General features: G+C 33.7%; 15 protein-coding genes. 8 read left to right on the top strand and 7 right to left on the bottom strand.

Features of this window, described 5'->3' with window-relative positions:
* Window positions 1-153 precede the first annotated feature (153 nt).
* A complete protein-coding gene (locus A1704_RS06160) occupies window positions 154-708 on the bottom strand; it encodes a RidA family protein (protein WP_082798717.1) in 555 nt (184 codons plus the stop codon).
* A gap of 680 nt (window positions 709-1,388) precedes the next feature.
* On the opposite strand from A1704_RS06160, the gene A1704_RS06150 reads away from it, so the two are divergent.
* Entirely contained in the window at window positions 1,389-2,171 is a 783-nt protein-coding gene (locus A1704_RS06150; RefSeq protein ID WP_157885753.1) for a hypothetical protein, read from the top strand.
* Here A1704_RS06150 and A1704_RS06145 read toward each other — a convergent pair.
* Together A1704_RS06145 and dinB are read right to left on the bottom strand one after the other, a co-directional pair.
* A complete protein-coding gene (locus A1704_RS06145; RefSeq protein WP_062671438.1) occupies window positions 2,161-5,244 on the bottom strand; it encodes a DNA polymerase III subunit alpha in 3,084 nt (1,027 codons plus the stop codon). The two genes, A1704_RS06150 and A1704_RS06145, sit on opposite strands and share 11 nt — an antisense overlap.
* Before the next feature lie 7 nt (window positions 5,245-5,251).
* Window positions 5,252-6,394 (bottom strand): DNA polymerase IV, encoded by a 1,143-nt coding sequence (gene dinB / locus A1704_RS06140; RefSeq protein WP_062671435.1) that lies wholly within the window; start codon window positions 6,392-6,394, stop codon window positions 5,252-5,254.
* Window positions 6,395-6,455: 61 nt separating this feature from the next.
* Between dinB and A1704_RS06135 the strand changes: the two genes are divergently transcribed.
* Together A1704_RS06135 and A1704_RS06130 are read left to right on the top strand one after the other, a co-directional pair.
* Window positions 6,456-7,232 (top strand): helix-turn-helix domain-containing protein, encoded by a 777-nt coding sequence (locus tag A1704_RS06135; protein ID WP_062671433.1) that lies wholly within the window; start codon window positions 6,456-6,458, stop codon window positions 7,230-7,232.
* Between the two features lie 127 nt (window positions 7,233-7,359).
* The gene (locus tag A1704_RS06130; protein WP_062671431.1) at window positions 7,360-7,965 is read left to right on the top strand and encodes an alpha-ketoglutarate-dependent dioxygenase AlkB family protein; all 606 of its coding nucleotides are present in this window, start codon (window positions 7,360-7,362) and stop codon (window positions 7,963-7,965) included.
* Between the two features lie 23 nt (window positions 7,966-7,988).
* Here the strand turns inward: A1704_RS06130 and A1704_RS06125 are convergent, their stop codons facing one another.
* Window positions 7,989-8,255 (bottom strand): hypothetical protein, encoded by a 267-nt coding sequence (locus tag A1704_RS06125; protein WP_062671429.1) that lies wholly within the window; start codon window positions 8,253-8,255, stop codon window positions 7,989-7,991.
* Window positions 8,256-8,407: 152 nt separating this feature from the next.
* Between A1704_RS06125 and A1704_RS06120 the strand changes: the two genes are divergently transcribed.
* The 4 genes from A1704_RS06120 to A1704_RS06105 all read left to right on the top strand — a co-directional run bounded on the left by A1704_RS06120 (window position 8,408) and on the right by A1704_RS06105 (window position 14,930).
* Window positions 8,408-8,689, top strand: a complete 282-nt coding sequence (locus A1704_RS06120) for a helix-turn-helix domain-containing protein (RefSeq protein ID WP_062671426.1) — start codon at window positions 8,408-8,410, stop codon at window positions 8,687-8,689.
* A gap of 98 nt (window positions 8,690-8,787) precedes the next feature.
* The gene (locus A1704_RS06115) at window positions 8,788-10,227 is read left to right on the top strand and encodes a DUF3945 domain-containing protein (RefSeq protein WP_062671423.1); all 1,440 of its coding nucleotides are present in this window, start codon (window positions 8,788-8,790) and stop codon (window positions 10,225-10,227) included.
* A gap of 20 nt (window positions 10,228-10,247) precedes the next feature.
* Window positions 10,248-12,332 carry a type IA DNA topoisomerase gene (locus A1704_RS06110; RefSeq protein ID WP_062671421.1) on the top strand — a complete coding sequence of 695 codons (2,085 nt, stop codon included), beginning with the start codon at window positions 10,248-10,250 and terminating at the stop codon, window positions 12,330-12,332.
* A gap of 159 nt (window positions 12,333-12,491) precedes the next feature.
* Window positions 12,492-14,930, top strand: a complete 2,439-nt coding sequence (locus A1704_RS06105) for a S8 family peptidase (protein WP_062671419.1) — start codon at window positions 12,492-12,494, stop codon at window positions 14,928-14,930.
* On the opposite strand, the gene A1704_RS06100 is transcribed toward A1704_RS06105, so the two are convergent.
* Window positions 14,919-15,944 (bottom strand): AAA family ATPase, encoded by a 1,026-nt coding sequence (locus A1704_RS06100; protein WP_062671417.1) that lies wholly within the window; start codon window positions 15,942-15,944, stop codon window positions 14,919-14,921. The two genes, A1704_RS06105 and A1704_RS06100, sit on opposite strands and share 12 nt — an antisense overlap.
* A 332-nt stretch (window positions 15,945-16,276) precedes the next feature.
* Between A1704_RS06100 and A1704_RS06095 the strand changes: the two genes are divergently transcribed.
* Window positions 16,277-17,731, top strand: a complete 1,455-nt coding sequence (locus A1704_RS06095) for a hypothetical protein (protein ID WP_062671416.1) — start codon at window positions 16,277-16,279, stop codon at window positions 17,729-17,731.
* Between the two features lie 130 nt (window positions 17,732-17,861).
* On the opposite strand, the gene A1704_RS06090 is transcribed toward A1704_RS06095, so the two are convergent.
* Complete coding sequence (locus A1704_RS06090; RefSeq protein ID WP_062671414.1) at window positions 17,862-18,647, bottom strand: Shedu anti-phage system protein SduA domain-containing protein; 786 nt, start codon at window positions 18,645-18,647, stop codon at window positions 17,862-17,864.
* A 258-nt stretch (window positions 18,648-18,905) separates the two neighbouring features.
* Window positions 18,906-19,214, bottom strand: coding sequence for a hypothetical protein (locus tag A1704_RS06085; protein WP_062671412.1), 309 nt, complete (start codon window positions 19,212-19,214; stop codon window positions 18,906-18,908).
* Window positions 19,215-19,727: the final 513 nt, after the last annotated feature.

The following is a 19,727-nucleotide window of genomic DNA, read 5'->3' as shown; positions in this document are numbered from 1 at the left end:
TGCATTCTCAGGATAAACTTATAATCTTCTATGGATTTAGCTACCTGTAAACCTTATCTATTGAAAAGTTGAATAAATTAACTTTTTGATAATTGAGAGCTTTGATAAAATATTCTCCATTTTTTTAATGAGTTGGGGGTATTTGAAATTTGCTTAGGGTTCTATCTCTACAATCATTTCTACCTCTACCGGCCATCCTGATGGCAGACTTGAGACCCCCACAGCAGAACGAGCATGAATTCCTTTATTGCCAAATATTTCAGTCATCAAATCTGAATATCCATTAACAACCTTAGGTTGATCAGTAAAAGAATCGGTACTATTTACAAAAGCGGTAACTTTTATAATTCTTTTAATTTTTGATAAGTCTCCTAATTCTTTTTTTAAAGCTGAAATCTGCGCAAGGCCACATAATCGTGCGGCTTCATATCCCTGATCGATATTTAAATCTTTTCCTATTTTTCCATTGATGTATTTTCCATCCGATCGCAGAGGACCTTTACCAGATAAGTAGATAAGATTTCCGCTTCTTACTAGGTTAGTATAATTTCCCAGTGATATTGACACTTCAGGTAAGGTAATTTTTTTTTTCAATATAATTTCTTCAGGTGTCTGACTTTTTAGATTCATTTCCACAATAAAAATAAAAAATAGGGCTGCTATGTAATGAACAGAAAAATTATTTCTATATGTTATCTTAATATTCATGATTATTTTTTTTCTGATGAATTAGTTGGGTTTCATTTTTTTGTTTAGTTAGTATAAATCTATTTTTTTGTTAATATTAAAGATAAGCATAATTATTTCCAGAATATAAAAAGAATTATGTTTAAAGTGATTAGAACGGTTTATTTGTAAGAATTCAAGAAACTTTATAATTAGATCAAAATAAGTCACGATTTATATGACAAATTTCGTGGCCTATTCCTAAAATTACAAAATGGGATACAAAACCGGACCAATAGGCAGAACGATTTTACATCTTGCAAAAAGTGGTAACAAAAACTAAATTATTAACCAATTAAAGGAGCGTACGATAAAGGAAAATGATGTTGTTTGTGGGTGCGGGAAAGAACATTAATGCATTTGTTTACAAATTCTGATAGGCTTTTTATCAATTATTCTGGCTGTTATTTCTTCCGAGTTCCCGTTCAATTTCATCAATTTCCGGTAAAGGAAGCAGATAGCTGTCATTTATATATTGTAGAAAATTTTTATTTGTTTTATCATTTATTTTACTGATAAATAGATTGTTGTAAAATTTTAAGTTTTCAATGAACTGGTCATTGTACTGCTCTTTATTAAAAAGTTTTTTTCAATGACAGCTCTTTTATCATCATTAACAATAATATCATTAAATACTGTATTGAGAAGAACTTTCTGAAAAAATGATTCAGCCGGTAAAAGAGTGTGCAGGTAATAATCTTCAAAATCCATTATCCTTTTATTATTGGTTAAAATACACAGGCTTCTCTTGTAAGGATAAACCATTTCCCACCAATATAAGGGACTTAGGAAGTATTTTTATCTGTGCAGTCGTTTTTATTCTACCATTTTTGATCAGATCGGGTAGTGATTCCCTTAATTCTGTTTTTGCAACAGCTTTCACAGCATTAGGAGCTTCTGCAACACTAATAACGATGATAATTGCATTATCACTTTATCAAAAGTATGGAATGGATAGTAAATTGATAGAACAACAAACGGCTAAAGTTTTCGAATTAATCGATCAGATCAAAGGTAAATCATTAACAATTCATACTGGGGAGATCAAATATTTCTTACGTTTTATCAATATAGAAGAAGATCTCAAAAATGATCCGGTATTTAATAGAATGTATCCAAAGAAAATAGCTGTTAATAGTGATGATTATCTTTTGTTTTTACAACCATTAAGGATTTTTATGAACAACTATTTACTACCGTCTGAAATTAAAAGCCATTTGAAGTTGTTTGATTTATATGCCGTAGATGAGGAAATTGAATTCAGCTATGAAAATTATGTTAAAATGAGTTATGAACATGCAATTGATGATTCTTTTTTTGTAATGTTTCCTGCCGTTACTGTAGAGGAATTTATCGATCGAAAGAATATGTTGATGAAATCAATAGAGGGTTGGCTATCAAAGCACACAAGCATAAAGTTAGACCTTGAAATGGCTAAACCTTAGTTATATTAATTAAATTTTCGTACAGCGTTTTATATCTTGGCAATCCAATTTCATGTTCCTGGGGATAAGGTTTCCTAAAAGTCATACTGATATCCTCATGCAAATTACGCTGGGCTTCCAATGATTTTTCTTCATCCATAGAATATCTTGGATCCGGAATAAAAGGCATTTTGGCCATTTTATGAATGGTAACAGTAGGAAAATGAGAATCGACCTCTACGGTTCCCAATAGAAGATAACACCCGCCACCCTGAAAAGGATATTCTTCAAGGCTGTTTGGAAAATGAGCAGTATCAAAATATTCTCCCTGAGCATCAATCCAGGTTCCGAAATACATCGTTCCTTTTTTGGTGGGAACATGTTTTCTTGAAATAAGATAAGCGAGCATTTTAACCTGTTGTTTATGAAACCTCAATAAATCTTTTACTAAAACGGAACCTCTGTATCGGGTCTGTAACAAATCAAAAGGACTGAAAGAAACAGGAAAACCTACTATTTCTATTTCATCAAAAGCATCTTCAAACCGGTTTCTTTCTATAGAAGGAAGCTGATAATATTTTTGGGGCTCGTCCAGTAAAGTCAGATGCCTGAAAGCAATTTTATGAGTTCCCAGAAGAAATCTTGATTCAATCAGCAGCTCATGCTTCTGTTTTCCGGTAAAGCGGAATGCTCCGATAAAGATTAAAATTTGTAGTGTTTCAATACCAATAGGAATTCTTTTCACAAAGTTTTCCAGTGAAGTATATTCTCCATTTTGAGCTCTTTCTTCAGGAATCAACTGTGCTAATCTCGTTTCCAGTTTTTCAATATGCATCAATCCTAAATAAACATCAGAGTCATAAACAGTCGTCTGATATTCACTTAAATTGACACAGGGATTATGGATAGTAGCTCCCGACATCTTGGCCTCATGAATATAGACTTCCGTTCTGTAGAATCCGCCGCCGTTATTAATAGCGGAGACCATGAATTCGATAGGATAGTAGACCTTAAGGTATAAACTCTGATAGCTTTCAACTGCATAAGAAGCAGAATGAGCTTTGCAAAACGAGTATCCTGCAAAAGATTCAATCTGCCGGTATACTTCCATGGATAATTGTTCAGGATGTCCCAGATTTTTACAGGATTCAAAGAAGTTGTCTTTTACTTTCTGTAATGCAGATAAAGATCGCCCTTTACCACTCATGGCTCTTCTCAGTACGTCACCATCAGGAGCAGATAATCCTCCGAAATGCAGCGCAATTTTGATAACATCTTCCTGATACACCATAATACCATAGGTTTCTCCCAGTTCTTTTTCAAAAACCTCATGGAAATACTCAAATTTTGTAGGATGGTTATGCCTGAAAATATATTCCCGCATCATTCCGCTTTGAGCTACGCCGGGTCTAATAATGGAAGAGGCAGCTACCAGTACTTTATAGTTGTCGCATTTCAGTCTTCGGAGTAATCCTCTCATGGCAGGAGATTCAATATAAAAACAGCCGATGGTTTTTCCGGAACTTAAGAATTCATTGCATCGGGCTTCGTCTTTTGAGAGAGAAGTGTCCCGGATATCGATATCAATTCCTCTTTTTTCCTTAATCAGCTTTACAGTGTCATCTATAGTTCCTAACCCTCTTTGTGAGAGAATATCAAATTTTTCAAGGCCAATCTCTTCAGCAGTGTACATATCAAACTGTACGATCGGAAAACCTTTGGGAGGCATTTCGAGTGCTGAATAATTGGTGATAGGTTCTTCTGAGATCAGAATTCCACAGGAGTGCATGCTTCTCTGGTTAGGAAACTTTTCCAAAAGCTTTCCGTAGTAATGAACCTGTTTGAATACCGAATTGTTATCATGTTCCTGAATTGGTTTTGTTGCCAGGATGTCGAGTTCCTCTTTTGGAAGTCCGAATACTTTTCCTACTTCCCGGAAAATAGAACGGTATTTAAATTCAACATTGGTTCCACAGAAGGCAACATGGTCTTTACCATATTTATCAAAAATATATTCAAGGATAATATCCCTGGTCTGCCAGCTCCAGTCAATGTCAAAATCTGGAGGCGTTTTCCGGTTGAGGTTTAAAAACCGTTCAAAATACAGATCAAGTTCCAGAGGACATATATCGGTAATTCCGATGCAGTAGCTGACAATGGAATTAGCACCGCTGCCTCTTCCTACATGCATAAATCCCATCCGGTTGCTGTATTGTATAATATCCCAGGTGATGAGAAAATAAGCACAGAAATTAAGCTGGTCAATAACCCCCAATTCTTTATCCAGTCTTGCTTTTGCCTGTAGGTTATCCCCGGAGTATCTTTTTGAAAGTCCCTCATACGCTAACTTCTTTAAAAGCTCAAAATCATTTTCCCTGCTGTCAGTGAAATGCTTTTTGTTTTTAGGTGTTGAAAAATCAAAATCAAAATGGCAGCTATTGACAATATATTTTGTGTTCTCAATGATCTGTGACTCATGGTAAAATTGAGCCAGAAGCTCTTTTTTATCAGTAAACATTTCGTTGTCTTTACAGTAATCAGCTTCTGTGAGCTTACTGATTAATGTATTATGATCAATAGCCCTTACTATTTTATGAAGCTCATATTCTTCAGGAGTAGTAAAGGTGACTGGATGAAGAATAATCATTTTATGAATGAACTGTTTTAATTCCGGCTTAATCAAAAGGTTTAACTGATTCTTTCTGATGCCTATAAATTCATGATCTGCTAATTTTTCAGGAATATTTTCCAGGGGATAAATCACAAAAGTATCTGTAAAATCAGGATTGGCTTTAGGAATTTCAATGTCTTCACAGTTATATGCGGTTAAAAGCCTGTTGACTTCTGCAATGCTTTTTTGATTTTTGGCCAGGCAGATATAATACAGTTCATCCTGAACCCGTATTTCCACTCCGACGATCGGTTTGATATTATGATCCCGACAAAGTTTATAGAAATCATAGATCCCCGTAACGGTATTGATATCCGTAAGGGCCAAAGTTTTAATATTAAAACGTACAGCCTGCTTAACCAGTTCTTTAATAGAAATGGTTCCATACCTTAGGCTATGGTAAGAATGACAATTCAGAAACATCTTATACTTATTTTAATAAACCTGAGGCTCTTCCTACACTTGAAGTTCCAAACCTGTTCTTGATTTTATCCATTGTCTGATACAGTGATATCAGCTCTTCCGTATCTTCAAAGAGATCCATTTGATGGCATCCGTGAACCAATCCTGTAAACTTTACGCCGACCAGTCTTATTCTCATACGTCTGGTATATACTTTTTTAAAGAGTTCCAAAACATACCTGAGCAAGGTGTGGTCAGCTGAGGTGTAAGGAATTCGGCATTGTTTGGTTTCCGTATCAAAATTGGAATACCGGAGTTTTACTACCACTACCGATACCAGCCATTTCTCTGCACGGAGCTGATAACAGAGTTTTTCAACCATTCCTGAGAGTATACTTTGAATACCCTGAATATCGATGCTATCCTGGGCAAAAGTATCTTCTGTAGAAATAGATTTTCTTTCCGAATAAGGAACCACAGGATTTTCGTCAATTCCGTGTGCTTTTTTCCAGAGTTCATTTCCGCTTTTACCAATCAACTGCTGAAGCACATCAACAGGCATTTCTGAAAGGGTCTGTATGGTTCTGATGCCCAGCCTTGACAGTAACTGAAAGGTTACATCGCCGACCATAGGAATCTTCTTTACCGAAAGTGGGTTTAAAAACGACTGAATGTCAGGTTGTTTGACTTCTAATCTTCCGGTAGGCTTCGATTCTCCCGTCCCGATTTTTGATACGGTTTTATTGGCAGACAAGGCAAAACTTATCGGTAATCCTGTATTTTTCTGCACGCTTTCCGCTATTTCATGCGTCCATTTATAGCATCCGAAAAACTGATCCATTCCGGAGAGATCCAGATAAAATTCATCAATACTTGCTTTTTCAAGAACAGGTACTTTTTCCTGAATAATCTCCGTTACCATATGAGACATATTGGAATACATTTCCATATCTCCTTTAATCACTTTAGCTTCGGGACATAACCGCAAAGCCATTTTAATCGGCATTGCACTCCTTACTCCGAAAAAACGGGTCTCATAAGAGCAGGACGCCACTACACCACGGTCTCCACCTCCTATGATCACAGGCTTTTTCTCCAGTTCGGAGTTTTTCAGCCTTTCGCAGGAAACAAAGAACGTATCCAGATCCATATGTACAATTGCTCTTTCCATGTGACAAAATTAGTTACGTTTTGAAACAAATTTTGTATTTTTGTTGTCTAAAATTGTAACAATGTCAAAATTCTCTGATAACATCGTGTTTTTGAGAGGGAAGAAAAATATGACTCAGCAAGAGCTGGCAGATGTATTAATTCTTACCCGATCCAGATATGTCGCCTATGAATATGGCAGAACAGAACCTCCAATTGAAATATTGCTTAGAATTTCAAAATTCTATAACATTAGCATCGACCTGTTGCTAACTGTAGATGTCAGAAAATTTTCTATCGAGGAACTCATGGAGCTTCCTGAGAATAGGATTGTTCTGCCTATAAAGGTTGATCAGGATGGAAACAATCAGATAGAGATTATTCCCCAAAAAGCTTCTATGGGCTATTTGAATGGCTATGGAGATCCGGAATACATAGAAAATCTGGAGACCATATCATTACCTTTTTTAAAAGGGGGTAAGTTCAGGGCATTTCCAGCTGACGGAGATTCAATGCCCCCCTATAAGAACGGAACCTATATCGTGGGAAAATACGTAGAAAATCTATCTGACCTTAAAACGGACAGAACGTATGTTTTCATTACCACCAATGATGGTATCAGTTACAAAAGATTTCAGTTTCATGAAGCAGATGGTATATGGGTGAAGGCTGACAATCAATTTTATGAGCCTTATAAAATTCCATTACCTGAAATTAAAGAAATCTGGGAATTTGCCTGTAGTATTACTACCAAAGAATATGAGCCTGATGAATTTGCAGAACATCATATTCAAAACTTTATCACGGAAATTAAAACCGATATCAAACAGATCAAAGACAGAATAGGAGATAAGAATTAAATCCATTTTGAGTACATGGCATAATCAAAAAACTTCCCCGAAGGGAAGTAAAAACACAAATGATGAAAAAAAATTATTCCGTAGAAACGGAATAAGACAAAGTTAAATGATTTAAAGAAAAATTACAATGAGTCAGCTTAGTTTATTTGATGCAGAAGATTTGTATGAGTTTCCAAAAGACCTTTTGGAATACAGAGAGAATTTCCTGAATCGGGAAGAAGCTGACCTACTTAGAAACAAATTATTAGATACTGCGATCTGGGAACAGCGTACTCAAAAAATGTATGATAAGGTGGTGCTTACTCCAAGATTAACGGGCTGGTATGGCGATTCAAAATATAGTGATTCAGAGGAAAATAAAAAGCCAACCAATCCATGGACTCCTGAATTGTTTTCATTAAAACAAAGAATTGAGAAGGAATTTGACTGTCAGTTCAATGGGGTTCTGTTAAATCTATATCGTGACCAAAATGATTCCGTTGCCTGGCATCGGGATAAGGAAAGCCGATATGGAAAACGACCTGTCATTGCATCCATCAGCCTTGGACAAACCAGAAATTTTGATTTCAGAAAAAAAGACCATCATTCGAGCAAATACTGTCTGCCACTCCCTCATGGATCACTGCTTATCATGAAAGGCGATCTTCAGGAAAACTGGGAACATCGTATTGCGAAATCAACCATACGAATGAAAGAACGAATTAATATGACTTTTAGATTAATAAAGTCTTAAAAATCAACTGTACTTGGAATGTGCTATAGTTTTTGTAAATGCTCTTGGGCACATTCATGTAAAATTCGATCAATTTCCGAATCAATCTCAAGGGAGATGTCTTGTATCCTGTTAAATCCAACTCTACCGCTTCCAGACTGTCCGAAAGTAATCATATACGCTGTTGAAAGATCGATTTTTTCTTCAGAAAGAAAATCCTTATGTTTTTCCTTAAGTTCTGCTATTTTAATTTCAACACAGTCTGAAAATCTTTCAGCACCATTTCCAAAAAGCTTTTCAGTTAAGCCCATAGTCTTTCATATTTTATTGTAAATATCGATATTTTTTAAGTAAATATTTATCACTTAAAGCAAAATTCTTTTCGGTACTACGAAAAAGTAGTGATTTTATATGATTTCTGTTGATCAATTTTACATCACCAACAATCATAAAAATCACCATTATGAATATCGAAAGAACAGAGTTTATAGTCTGGATGGAGAGAATCATGGAAAGATTTGACCTACTGAAAGAGCAGATGCTTAAGAACCAATCCAGATTTATAGAAATAGACGGGGAACAGCTTTTAGATAACCAGGATGTTTTACAGCTTTTAAAGATAAGTTCCCGATCATTACAGCGGTACCGGACTGATAAAAAGCTGCCATACTATACCATTAGTGGAAAGCTGTACTATAAGCTTTCGGATGTCCATCAATTAATCAGAGAATGTTTAAACTCTTGATGGTAATAAGACATCTACAGCCAAATTATTCATCACCATTCCAACCTTTAGAATACTCTTAATTGAGCCTATATTTTGGTTCCATTAAATGAAATACAATGGAAAATGAATTGATAAACCATCAGGAACCTAGTGAACTCAAACCATCAACAGACACACTCCTTGTCCTGAACATTCATACCAATCAGGTTGAGATGGTCAAAGGAATTGATAAAGATGGAAACCTTCAAAAGGTTCCTCCACAAGAAAAAAAAGATAATGAGCCGCTGATCAGCGTTGATAAGCACGGCGATCTATTCTCCAACTTCTTTTCGAATTTTTACCGGCAGCTTAAAAATCCCACGCATTTCAACTTTTTCAAAGTTTCGGAATACGATGCCGTCAATACCGCTAAGGATCTTCAAAAGTATGTTGATGAGGCATCACCTGCAGAAAAAGAAAAGCTGAAGGACTACGAAATACACAATAACAATCCAAAAAATCAAAATACAATGGACAACAACACAGAAAATCAGGAATATCGTTTTCAGCCGGAACAGATCGACTGGAAAACGATGGGAAAATTCGGACTTAATCAGGAGAAGCTTGAAAAAATGAATGCGATGGATGCATTACTTAGAGGTTTTAAAACCAATACATTAATTCCGATTACTATTAATCTGGGAACGGCGGTTAGTAAGATGGATGTCCGGTTATCTCTTCAAACAGGAGATACAGGACAGGTTGCCGTTCATCTGCATGGAATCCGAAAAGAGCCCAGCCTCAATAATAAATTTCTGGGTCATCAGTTCACGGATGAAGACAAGAAGAATCTGAAAGAAACCGGGAATATGGGTCGGTTAGTAGATCTTGTCAATCCTAAAACGGATGAAATCATTCCATCAGTGATCAGCCGTGACCGTTTAACCAATGAATTGGTTGCTTACAGAGCGGAGTACATGAAAATCCCTGATGAAATCAAAGGAATTAGGCTTGATGAACATCAGAAACAAACCCTATTGGAAGGAGGACCATTGTATCTTGAAGGGATGACTTCTAAAAAAGGAGAATTGTTCAATGCAACCGTACAGTTCAATGCAGATAAGCGGTATGTGGAATTTCTGTTCAATAATAATCAGACACCGCAACAAAGACAACAACACAATCAACAGCAAACTCAGCATACGGCTCAAGAAGCACCCAAAATATTCAGAGGAAAAGAACTGGATGATTCACAATATGAAAAGTTCAAAGCAGGGCAAACCGTGTACGTTGACGGTCTTACCGATGCTAAAGGTAAAACCTATCAAGGTTATATTACCTTCAACAAAGAAACTTCCAAAACCGACTTTTCATTCACTCATCCTAATAAGCTCAAAGAAAAAGCAAAGCCTACAGAAGATCATAAGACTCAAACTGCGGGTAATACCCAGGGTAAAACCAATGAAGCTACTAAAAATGTGAAGGAGCCTTTAGAATCCAAACAGCAGCAGCCTGCCAGTCAACAGCAGGAAGACCAGCAAAAAAAGGTTAGAAAACCAAGAGGACGAAAACTATAATAAACATCTAAATCCATCATATGAAAGCAATCATCGCTGAAAAACCGAGTGTAGCAAGAGAAATCGCACAATTATTAGGAGCTCATGAAAAGAAAGATGGTTACTTATCCGGTAACTGCTATTGTGTCACCTGGGCATTAGGACATCTGATCACATTAGGAATGCCGGAGGATTATGGTATAAGAGGCTTTAACAAAGCCTCTTTACCTATCTTTCCCAACCCTTTTATTCTAACTCCCAAAAAACTAAAGAAAGTAAAGGGCTATCAGCCAGATTCTTCCGCTTTAAAACAACTCAACACTATAAAACAAGTCATCAATCAATGCAGCAGTATCATAGTCGCCACCGATGCAGGAAGGGAAGGAGAGTTGATCTTCCGCTATATCTATCACTACCTACAATGCAACAAACCTTTTGAAAGACTTTGGATCAGTTCCCTTACCGAAAAGGCAATACAGGAAGGTTTTAAGAATCTTCAGCCTGGCGATACCTTTGACGGTTTATATGAAGCTGCTAAAGCCAGAAGTGAAGCAGACTGGCTGGTAGGCATCAATGCTACCCAGGCATTAACCATCGCAGGGAACCAAGATGTTTATTCATTAGGCAGAGTGCAGACCCCAACGCTGGCTTTAATCTGTCAACGGTTTCTTCAGCATCAAAACTTCATCAAGCAAAAATACTTTCAAATCCAGCTGAGTCACAGAAAAGAATATACAGATTTCACCAGTCTTTCACTATTACAATGGGAAGAAAAAAAGCAGGCAGAACAAATCCAAAAGATTATAGAGCGGGAGGGTAGAGCTGTTGTGGAAGATGTATCTGTTAAAACAGTACAGGAGCAATCTCCATTACTTTTCGACCTCACAGAATTACAGAAAGAAGCCAACAGAAAACTGGGGCTTTCTGCTGATGAGGTTTTACAAACAGCCCAAAGCCTCTATGAGAAACAGTTCATCACTTACCCCAGAACCGGCAGCAAGTATATTCCTGAAGATGTATGGACTGATATTCCTGAGCTGGTCAGAATACTGAATCAGACCGAACCCTTCAAAACAGCCATAACCCATTTAAAATTCGGAAACTTCAACAAGCGGATCGTTAATGATCTAAAAGTTACCGACCATCACGGATTACTCATAACAACCAAAACACCTTCTGCACTTAGCGCTACGGAAAAAGCCATTTATGATATGATTGCTTACCGCTTGTTGGAATCACTATCCCACACCTGTACAAAGCAAGTCACCCAAATCCAGATAAAAGTCCATCATTACGAATTCCAGATCAAGGGCTCAAAAATACTCAACAAAGGCTGGCGAGTCATCAAAGGGATTCTTTCTGACAATGAAAATTCCAATAATAAAAATGAAGTCCTTACTGAACTTCCGGAATTCAAAACAGGAGATGAGCTGAAGATATCAAAAACCGAACTACTGGAAAAAGTAACGCAACCTCCCAAACTTTTTACTGAAGCTGACCTTTTATCAGCCATGGAAAATGCAGGCCGATCTATTGAAAACAAAGAAGAACAAAAAGCACTCTCCAATATCGGCATTGGAACCCCAGCCACCAGAGCTTCCATTATCGAAACGCTGCTCAGCAGAAACTATATTATCAGGAAAAGCAAAACGTTGCATCCTACAGATAAAGGCTTGCAGGTTTACAACTTTGTCAAAGACAAAAAAATAGCCAATGTCCAAATGACCGCAGAATGGGAACTCGCACTGGAAAGAATTGAAAAAGGTGAACTCAGTAAAAACCAATTCATGAACGACATCCAACACTATACAACTGAAATCACCAACGAACTTTTATCACTTCATATTCCCCAAGAAAACATCCCACAATTAAAATGCCCCAAATGCCAACAACATAATCTTATTATCAAGGATAAAATTGTCAAATGCCCAGATGAACAATGCGGTTGGATTCTCTTCAGAACTATATGCGGAGTACAACTCAGTAGTAAAGATCTTACTTTACTATTAACTCAAAACAAAACATCATTAATCAAAGATATGAAAAGCAAAAACGGTAAAAAGTTTGATGCTTACTTAAGTATCAAAGATGATTTAACGGTATTATTTGAGTTTGATAATGATTAGCTAATATAATAAATCGCAGCATTATTATCCATTATTAAAATTGTTGATAAAACTCTTAAATTGTTAATTTATATACTTTTGCAATTTTATTTTTGCTATCTTTACTACTATTACAGGCTTAAAACAGTAAAGAGCACATAAAACTAATAACTTCTTTCCATGAGTAAAAAATCTCATCTAAAATTTTTGAGTGAAAAACAATTATCTGAAATTGCAGATTTCAAGTACAATTATGGCTTCGACGGTAATAATGGTGAAAAAGAAAATACTTCTAAAAACTATTTTATGTTGGCCTCTGTATTACGAAGCAATTTGAGGAAATTTGAACGTGATATTATTAGAAAATATGAAGAGAGGGATCACAAGTTGGAGGTTCCAATTGATATTGATTACGTTGAAATAAGTTTTCAGGGACTTTTTGAAATAAAAAAATATTTCTCAGTCTATTATAATGACTATGGTCTAGAAGGTGTTGCTTTTTACGATTTTGCGAAAAGAGGCTTATTTGCTGTTGTCAATAAAGAAAAATTTCAAAATTTCATCAATGACATTATCAATTTCACACAAAATGAAATTGATAAAAAGTTTGTTAAGTATTCTGCAAATATTAAATATATCTCGAATTTTAAGCTTTTGAGAGCGCGTGATATTCTAAAATTTTCTATGGAACATTTAGGAGAGATAGTTTATTTATCTCTAATAGATCTACCATTAGATAGCAAATTAAAGTACGGAATTTTAGATAATCTGTTTAATTATCTTAACAAAAATAATATTCATTACTACTATAATGTTGAAAGTGATCGGATTGAATTACACGATATTACTCCTGATCAAATACAAAAAATAGTTTCAAATTTTGATATCATTGAAAGCGCTACTTGTTCTGCTTTTACCACTGTGAGACCAGGAGGTTTTAATACAGTTCGACGTGAATTCGGTTTTGAAATATCGAATGCCGAAGAAGATTTGCCTGTGGTAGGCATTATTGATACTGGAATTTCACAAGATAGCGCATTAGCTACAATATTGTTAAATGATGCTACTTTTACTCTTGCGGGTAGCCCTCTTGTGGATCAGGCTGGTCGACGTGGATTAGGGCACGGTACCGCAGTGGGTGGATTAGTTGCCCTAGGTAAATTAAATCACAGAAATAATTTTGAAGGAGAAATCAAAGCCGATGCAAAATTACTATCCATAAAAATCAGCGATAGTGGTAACGGATTTATTTCTGAACTGAAACTTTTGGAAATGCTTTATTCAGTTAAATCTAAATATCCATATATTAGACTCTTTACTTTAACTACTTGCTATAGCTGTCATATGAGTACGAACGAAGCATTTTCTGACTATACATATGCACTTGATAAATTTGCATATGAAACAAATAGTCTAATTTTTATATGTACTGGTAACAACGAAGATTGTATTGCAGAGAATACCAACTATGATCTAGACTATTTCAATAATGAGCACACTAACTTGTCGACTCCAGCAGATAGTCTCAATAATTTTGTAGTTGGTGCTTCAGCTGATAATCTAAAAGATGGTGCGTTTCTAGGTATTGCATCAGGACGTGAGTTTCCGGCATTATATACTAGAAAGGGGCATGTTGATCTGTCAGCTATATATAATTTGAAAAAAAATAATCAGAATTACTTTAGACCTGATGTTATTGAAAGTGGTGGAGACATTGGATATTATGATGAAAATACTTTAGATTGGCTTGATGAGCCAGCACTAACATTACTTTCAGCTAAATCAAATATAGGAGTCATGCAAGAGGTAGGTACAAGCTTTGCCGCACCATTAACTGCAAATCTAGCTGCTAGGTTAATAAAGAACTATCCACATCTTACTAACGAAAGTATTAAAGCTTTAATTATCAATGGAGCATCATTAAATTATATACAATTTGATAATGGAGTTTCGAAACTACTAAACAGAGTGGTAGGACATGGTGTAGTAAATGAGCTAAGAAGCCTATACTCAGATGAAAATTCAGCAACACTAATATTAGAAGATATAATAAGTCATGGGAAAATTAAAATATATCCTATCAATTTCCCCGACTATTTGATAAGTGAAGAGCTCGGAAAGAAAAGTGGGATATTAAAAATAACTGCTACTTTGTGTTTTAAATTTTTACCTATTAAAAATAATCAACTTTCCTATAATCCAATACATATGGCATTCAGTATCTTCAAAAATCAAACTGCTGATGATATAATGAAACCAGACAATGTACTTAAGTCTAAATTGAGAAATAATCTTTCTTGGTCTGAAAATGGAAGATTTGTTTCGAAACCTTTACCATATTCAAACAGTCAAAAAATTTCTCTTAGCGTTAATGTTACAGATCTTAAAAAAGAAGAGTCTACATTTAAGCTGGCTATCCATGCAAAGTTATCAGAACAAATTGTTGGAAGCTTACCAGAAAATTATCCCACAGAATTTCCTTTTTCCTTAGTATTAACAATTGAAGAAACTATAAAGGATAGTAAAGGAAAACTTTATGACGAAATACAGCTAATTAATGATGTTGTAGTAATTAATGATCTTGATACGATTTTGGAGGCTGATGACTTAAATGTTTAAAGAATGTTTCTCTACTTCAATCAGGTTTTTCCAAATAGATGTACTTATCTGTGCTGCAAGAACTTTGTTGATTTCTGACGCAGCAAACAATGAGCGCTTTATTGCGGTAATTAAAGTTTTTTGAATGCTATAATATGATAAGCCAACAGCAGCTTTAATTATTTTATTTGCGACTGTTTTATTATCAAATTTAAAATTACCATTTACTAAAATCAGATCAATTAATTTCTTAATTTCACTTTCGTTAGGCAGTTCGAACCCAATAATATTATCAAATCTTCTTAACAGAGCTTCATCCAACATATCCTTTTGATTGGTGGCAGCAATAACTATACTACTTTGCGGTAGGTAATCAAATAGTTGAAGAATAGTATTAACTACTCTTTTCATTTCGCCATGATCTTGGCTGTAATCTCTAATTTTGCCTAAGCTGTCAAATTCATCAAGAAAAATAATACAGTCTTCAGTAGCGGATTTTTTGAATATTTTAGATAAATTTTTGCTGGTTTCACCTAATTTAGAGGATACTATTGCTCCCAAATTGATAACCACCATCATTTTTTGCAGTTCGCCTGCTATAACATAAGAGGCTAAAGTCTTCCCACAGCCCGACGGTCCATACAGTAATAATTTATTAGAAACGGGTAAATCAAATTGTCTTAGGATTTCTATTTTTTGATGTTCCTCAATAAAAAATTCTAATTCACTATGAATTTTATTATTGGCAATAATATTATCTAATGAATAATCTGATGTGATTTTTTCTAAAATAAGGTCGGATAATTCCTTATCTTCAATTCTGGTAAGATGAGTTTCAGAGCCTACTGTAGTAAGACCGCTTGTCTTTTGAACTCTTAAGGAATCTTTTAAAATCGATTGTAGCTGAATTGCGAAATTTAGCTTTTTTGTTTGTTTGGAATGCTCAATTAAATCATTTAGTACAGATAACAATCTCTCCTGATCATTTTCAAGACCATACTTTGCAATCTCCTTTATGTAATCTAACTGTGCCATAATTTTTGCAAAGGTAACTTTTTTACATAATTCATAGGTTGAAGTTACTAAAATAATTTGACCCGACGAGTATAAATTATTAAAATGAATGTATAATTTTTAAAAAGTTAATTTCATTTATTTAAATAAATTATATAATTTTGAAGTTTTATTTTAATTTACAATTTAATATATTGCTCCTGAAATTCTTGAGAAATCGGTATTTTTTGTCATTGTTATCTTCACAAAAAGCACATAATTAACGAAAGTATTTGTTTTGAAACTGATCGATTTGGCAGCATATTGTCACAATTTTTTATACTTTCAATAAACTTAATTACTTGTAAAAGAAAATGGATTTAGTTTACACTATTACTTCTGGATATTTAGAATGTCAAAATGAAAAAATCAATATTTCATTTGCTTTGGTTTTTCTTGAAAATGGTGTTTATAAGGTTGAAACATTACTTACAGACAACTCAATTTATGAAAAAAATGAATCCAATCATTATTATAAAATAGTTGGTTTAACTGAAAAAAAATATAAAATTGAATGCCAAGATTTATTTTTAACAAGGCATGAAGGGGGTAATAATAAAGTAACATTTATTTGTGAGGGGTACATTAAGTTACACGCTCCAGAGAGAAAATTATATGATGAGGAAGAAAAAGATATCGATAGGAAACAAAATATTTGGTATGTTGAACTTGAAAATTTTAATACAAAATTTGCTAATTCGACTGAAACCAAAAAGTTTATAAGAGGTGCAAAAAGTGATGATAATTTTTTTGATTTTGCATTCGATCACACTGAGACTGCTTGGGTGATTGATGGATTAGAAGGTAATGGAAATTATTTTAAGTTAAAATTGATTCAAAATAAGAATTCTGAAAATATACTACTTGACTTCAGAAATCATAAGGAACCAAGAAGCTATTGTATATTATACTACGAAGATTATCTAAAAATAAAGTATGAGTTAATAAGTATTCTGTCGTTTATTAATGGGGCTCGTGTAAAGATACGAAAAGAATATATTGGAAGATATCATGGACAAAGCAATAATCAATACACATCAGAAATAGAAATTAATTACTCTTTTATAAAAAAAAATGACGATCAACATAATAGCTATATTCCTATAAACTTCCACCATTCTTTTTCCGATGAAATTTTCCGCGAAATATTTTTCCGATCTTTTGTGAAATTTCAAAGAATTAATAAAATCTTAGATTTGGAATCTTTAATATTTTCACTGAATGTTTCATCACAAACTATCGGAGTAGAGGAAAGGTATTTTATCTTGATTACAGCTCTTGAAAGAATTGCTAAAAAATATTCAAATCATCTAGCTGTTGAATCTACAGGTATGATAGATGAAGATATATTTTCAAATGAAATAAAACCCAATTTAATAAAAGCGATTTTACCTGTCAAAAGTATTGATGAACCATCTTGGTCCAGAATGAATGCTATCATATCTAACTTAAATATTAATCATACTAGTACTAATAAATCACTTACTAACTTCTTAGAATATGCTAAAATTCCTATTAATAAGAATGTAAAAAGTCTTATAAAAAGAGAAAGAAATCTTGCCGTACATGAAGGTATAGTTGGAAAAAGCCATGGAGAAATGTTTCGAAATTATCTTAAGCTTGATCATTTATTAAGAGATTGTATTTTAAATTTAATTGAGTACTTTAGTCATAGAGATCGAAGATACATGTATGCAACTAAAGAAGAATTTGAAGAAGTTAATCCTAAAAATTATACAAAAGATGTAGATAGTTATGATATTAGATAATTTGTAATAGCCACGACTTTATCTAATGACTATAAAATTATTTTGCTAATTTCTATGTCTAAAATATTTACACTTAATATTGCAATAAAAATATATAATTATGTACTTCTATTTTATATTGTTATAAGTTTTAATAACTTCCAGAATTTAATAGAAATTCTGCTTCTTCCAATAGCTTGTCATAATGAGTTAATATAATATTTTGTTTGGACAATTCTCTAACTTTACGATATGTTTTTTCTTTATAATCTTCTCTTCTGCCTGCAACAACACAATATGTAAATCTGGTCGAATCATAATCGTTAAATTCATCAGGTAAAGTTTCTCGTTTATTTTTAAATCGTTTTAAATTACTCGAAAATGTTAGGAAATTCTTGTCCATCCAGCTTTTCCAATCATCGATTTGATTCAACCCTTTTCTGATTGTTGTTCCAAAATCTCCATCAGAAATTGTTATATTATTATATATATTTTCAAATTCAATTAAGAGAAAATGGTAACCATCAGAATTTTTCCCAACAATTAAATAATCGCAGACGTAATGTGGGGGTAATTCGAATTCTTTAAAAATATATCCGTCGTGATGTCCAAACAAAGTAAAACTTTTCAGGATAGCTGCGGCTATAAAAAGTTTATCATTAGAAATAAAGTTTAAGATTTCTCTTTCTGTACAGCTCCTATTTTCAATTAATAATTTTAATTCATTAATATATCCATTACATTCATTATAATTATTTCTAAGAATATAATCATCAAGAAAATTATCAGGGAAATATGAATCAGTATGCCATAAGTATGGGTTTTCATCAGTTATTTTACACCACGCCTCAACATCAATTTCAAAGGAGCTAGTTATTTTTTTAAATTCTTTAAATTTTTCTTTTTGTTCGAAAGTAAGCTCGTCAAAATGATACATACTATTATTGTTGAATTCTTATATCTTCAAATATAACAATTTATTCTTTTGATATTCAATTCATGAATTTTTCTGTCTTTACAAAAACCACAAATATGAAAACACTAAAAATTTATAGCATTATTACGACTATCACCTTTATTGTACTATAAATTTATCTTAATCAAAAAACAAAAAGAATATAAAGAAATAAAACAAGTTTTAAAACAATGTTCTGGTCATTATTATAAAGAAATTGGTAAATTAGAATAAATTGTTTTATGAATTTTCATTCATAAATTTCTTTATTTCATCATATGAGATACTGTCAAACTCTTTGCCAAAATCTGTCATTGTGAATTCCATGGCTTCAACGATACTAATTAAAGTTGTGGCTTTAGGTGATGTAATACCGTTTAAGGTATCATTTATTGTAGCTTTTCGTAAGAGTGCATTGGAAGCAACTCCATGATAACTGTAAACAACTTTATTATCCTTAAGTTCTTTTTGAAGATTTTTCCCTCTCTCCAAAAGTCTTTTTAAGGTTATAATTATTTTAATCTTGTAAATATTTTGTTCTGTATTCACAAATGCAATTAACGATTTAAGAAAAAAAATATCGTTACGCTATGCCGTACCGATATTTTTTGTATATTTGGAATAATTGTTAGCAAATAAATAATTGTTTGTTAACTTTGCGATACTTCAACGAATAATAGAAGCTATTGCTTAGAATCTTGTAATAGAAAACTGGTAATTTTTAAACACACAAGACGATAAGTAAGCGGCTCACGACCTAGGCGTGGGTCTCTTCCTCTTATCTGTGTGTAAGGTATACCAGTACCCCTATTACTGATAATGTTGAGTCCCATGCCGTTTTTTTTCAATGCAGTTCGCTTTATCTCTACATCACAATCTAAGCCCGCTTCCTAAACATAGTATCAGACTACACGATACAATAGGAATGTACAACCTATTGCGGCTTTAAAAAGCTTACACGGGAACACAGATTTCATTCATATTTAATTCTTTCCGGTGCCCTAAAGGTCACTGCTTACAGAACCTCACCAGTCCTTTTTCATACCAAAGGACATCAGGAAA

This window comes from Chryseobacterium cucumeris (assembly GCF_001593385.1).
GTDB lineage: Bacteria > Bacteroidota > Bacteroidia > Flavobacteriales > Weeksellaceae > Chryseobacterium > Chryseobacterium cucumeris.
This window is presented reverse-complemented; position numbering and strand designations above follow the sequence as displayed.

Excerpts from the sequence above, each read along its gene's own strand:
- A1704_RS06160 (WP_082798717.1), bottom strand. The coding sequence starts at position 708 with ATGAATATTAAGATAACATATAGAAATAATTTTTCTGTTCATTACATA.
- A1704_RS06150 (WP_157885753.1), top strand. The coding sequence starts at position 1,389 with ATGATTCAGCCGGTAAAAGAGTGTGCAGGTAATAATCTTCAAAATCCA.
- A1704_RS06145 (WP_062671438.1), bottom strand. The coding sequence starts at position 5,244 with ATGTTTCTGAATTGTCATTCTTACCATAGCCTAAGGTATGGAACCATT.
- dinB (WP_062671435.1), bottom strand. The coding sequence starts at position 6,394 with ATGGAAAGAGCAATTGTACATATGGATCTGGATACGTTCTTTGTTTCC.
- A1704_RS06135 (WP_062671433.1), top strand. The coding sequence starts at position 6,456 with ATGTCAAAATTCTCTGATAACATCGTGTTTTTGAGAGGGAAGAAAAAT.
- A1704_RS06130 (WP_062671431.1), top strand. The coding sequence starts at position 7,360 with ATGAGTCAGCTTAGTTTATTTGATGCAGAAGATTTGTATGAGTTTCCA.
- A1704_RS06125 (WP_062671429.1), bottom strand. The coding sequence starts at position 8,255 with ATGGGCTTAACTGAAAAGCTTTTTGGAAATGGTGCTGAAAGATTTTCA.
- A1704_RS06120 (WP_062671426.1), top strand. The coding sequence starts at position 8,408 with ATGAATATCGAAAGAACAGAGTTTATAGTCTGGATGGAGAGAATCATG.
- A1704_RS06115 (WP_062671423.1), top strand. The coding sequence starts at position 8,788 with ATGGAAAATGAATTGATAAACCATCAGGAACCTAGTGAACTCAAACCA.
- A1704_RS06110 (WP_062671421.1), top strand. The coding sequence starts at position 10,248 with ATGAAAGCAATCATCGCTGAAAAACCGAGTGTAGCAAGAGAAATCGCA.
- A1704_RS06105 (WP_062671419.1), top strand. The coding sequence starts at position 12,492 with ATGAGTAAAAAATCTCATCTAAAATTTTTGAGTGAAAAACAATTATCT.
- A1704_RS06100 (WP_062671417.1), bottom strand. The coding sequence starts at position 15,944 with ATGGCACAGTTAGATTACATAAAGGAGATTGCAAAGTATGGTCTTGAA.
- A1704_RS06095 (WP_062671416.1), top strand. The coding sequence starts at position 16,277 with ATGGATTTAGTTTACACTATTACTTCTGGATATTTAGAATGTCAAAAT.
- A1704_RS06090 (WP_062671414.1), bottom strand. The coding sequence starts at position 18,647 with ATGTATCATTTTGACGAGCTTACTTTCGAACAAAAAGAAAAATTTAAA.